The sequence below is a fragment of the Flavobacterium hercynium genome (assembly GCF_002217285.1).
GTDB classification, from domain to species: domain Bacteria; phylum Bacteroidota; class Bacteroidia; order Flavobacteriales; family Flavobacteriaceae; genus Flavobacterium; species Flavobacterium hercynium.
In genome coordinates, this window is sequence record NZ_MUGW01000098.1 from 1 (window position 1) to 1,009 (window position 1,009).

Below are 1,009 nucleotides of genomic sequence, written 5' to 3' on the forward strand. Positions count from 1 at the left end.
TTAATGAATTAAAGAATATTAAAACAGGAATATTTCAAGATCAAATTTTAAATTGCAGAAAAGCCTACAATCAAGGTGAAAAGGATATTTACATTAAACTTAAAAGCCAATTACCATCTGTCACATTTTCAGGGGTTTTTAAAAATGGTAGAAAAATTCAAAATTTAGAAATATATAATAATTTAATGGTTATAGATATTGACAAAATAGCTAAAAATGAAATAATTATACTTAAAAAAAAGCTATCCGCTGATAAATACATTTTAGCTTTGTGGATTTCTCCTTCTGGTTTTGGCTTAAAAGGTTTAATAAAAATTGACTCAAATATTAATCTACATAAAGAAATTTTTAATCATTTAAATCAGTATTTCATAGATCAATATAATATCGAAATTGATAAAAGTGGAAGTGATATCACTAGACTTTGTTTCTCATCTTGGGATCCAGAAATTCATTACAATTCTAAATCCATCACATTTCAAAAACAATTATTTAAAAATAGCACAGAAAAAACAAATCCTGAAAATATCAAAAAGCATTTACTAACTTTTCCTATTCCCTCGTATGAAATCGATCTAAAAGAAGATATAAGCCTTATAAAAGATATCATCTCATTTTTAAACAAAAAAAATGTATCAATTACGCATAATTATCTTAGTTGGAGAAACGTTGCTTTAGCAATTTCATCATCTTTTAGTTATGAAATTGGAAAAGATTTTTTTTTGCAAATATGTAGATTAGACAATGAAGCTCATAATGAATTAAAATCGATTACTTTATTAGATAATTGCTACAAAACTTCAAGTTGTCACTCGGGTCAAAAGCTAACTATAAAAACAGTTTTTTATTTTGCTAAAGAAGTAGGTTATAAAAAAAGTCTAAAACATTTATTGTAATTAAAAAACTAAAAACAATCCTAAACAGAATGTAAATATCAAAAATAATTTCTTATTAAAGATTCGTATTTTTAAAATTGAAAGCTTTTTTGAGATAACAGCTTTATATAAAA

General features: G+C 23.8%; 1 protein-coding gene. It reads left to right on the top strand.

The features are described from left to right. Nucleotides 1-896 (top strand): BT4734/BF3469 family protein (locus B0A66_RS22660; RefSeq protein ID WP_089052112.1); only part of this gene is annotated, 896 nt, incomplete at its 5' end. Between the last annotated feature and the right edge of the window lie 113 nt (nucleotides 897-1,009).